At 64.7% G+C, this 1,390-nt stretch carries 2 protein-coding genes; both read left to right on the top strand.

Going from position 1 to position 1,390, the window contains the following annotated elements; all coding sequences use genetic code 11:
* The coding region (locus tag SO139_RS46195) for a tyrosine-type recombinase/integrase (RefSeq protein WP_498542154.1) at positions 1 to 611 on the top strand (611 nt) is incomplete at its 5' end.
* A gap of 11 nt (positions 612 to 622) precedes the next feature.
* Positions 623 to 1,390: IS91 family transposase (locus SO139_RS46190; protein ID WP_498542153.1), on the top strand; the 768-nt coding region annotated here is incomplete at its 3' end.

Here is a 1,390-nt window from a genome sequence, read left to right as displayed (position 1 = left end):
CGGTGCTATGCCCCGAGGAGGTCAAGCGTGTTTTGACCATGGCGACGAGCCTGAAGGCGCGAGCGATGCTGACGCTGGCCTATGGTTGCGGGCTACGAGCCGGCGAGGTGGTGCGGCTGCGGGCGGGTGACATCGACAGCGAGCAAATGATCATCCGCATCGTGCAATCGAAGGGCCGCAAGGACCGGCACGTGATGCTACCGGCGGAGGTACTGAAGCTGTTGCGGCAATTGTGGAAGGCGCGACCGACCACGTATGACGCCGACCTCGCGCCGGAACACCACTGGCTGTTTCCAGGTCACCGTGATCATCAGCCTCTGACCACGCGTCAGTTCAGCCGGCTGTTCAAGGAGGCCGCCAAAGCCGCGGGGCTGCGCAAGACGGTCCCGCTGCATTCGCTTCGCCATAGCTTTGCGACCCATCTGCTCGAGCGCGGCAAAGACATTCGCGTGATTCAAGCGTTGCTCGGACATTCCAGGCTCGAGACGACAGCCCGCTACTGTCGCGTGGCGACCGGACTGATTGCCAAGATCGAGAGTCCCCTGGAGGGCCTAACCGCGCCGCGCCGCAGCCGTGCGAAGCGAGACCGTGAGAAGCCGCCGGCGCCGTAGCGCCACCGGCCGTGGCTCGACCAGCTCTGGAGGTCGCGGACATCCTCCGCGATCACGGCTCTGCTTGGCGTGAGGCCAATCGCGGCCATGTGAGCCTCGAGCAATTGAAGGTGATGAATGCGATCGAGCGCTGTCGCACGGCGGCGCTCGGCGGGCATGTCGCGCGCTGCGAGAACACGGCGTGTGGCCATACCGAGATCGCCTACAATTCCTGCGGCAACCGGCATTGTCCGAAGTGCCAAGGGGCGGCGTCACGCCGATGGCTCGCCGACCGCGAAGCGGAGCTGTTGCCGGTGCCGTATTTTCACGTCGTCTATACGCTGCCGAGCGAGCTGCGTGACGTCGCCTACCAGAACAAGCGTGTGGTCTTCAACCTGCTGATGAAGGCAGCGGCCGAGACAACGCTGACGATTGCCGCCGATCCCAAGCGCCTCGGTGCGCGGATCGGTATCACCGCCGTGCTGCACACCTGGGGATCGGCTATGACCCATCACCCGCACGTCCATATGATCGTGCCGGGCGGAGGGCTCTCGCTCGATCACGCGCGATGGGTCGCCGCGCGCTCCAATTTCCTCGTCCATGTCAACGTGCTGGCGCGCCTGTTCCGCGGCAAGATGCTGGCCATGCTCGTGCATGCGCACGACGCCGGGGAGTTGAAGTTCTTCAACACCCATGCCGGGCTTGCCGACAAAACGGCGTTCCAGCGCTTCATCGCCCCGCTGCGGCGTATCAAGTGGCTGGTCTACTGCAAGGCACCGTTCGCAGGGCCAGAGCAGGTG

The sequence above is a fragment of the Bradyrhizobium sp. UFLA05-89 genome, from assembly GCF_059803475.1.
The sequence above is the reverse complement of the archived record's forward strand: the minus strand, read 5'-3'. Positions and strand labels throughout refer to the sequence as shown.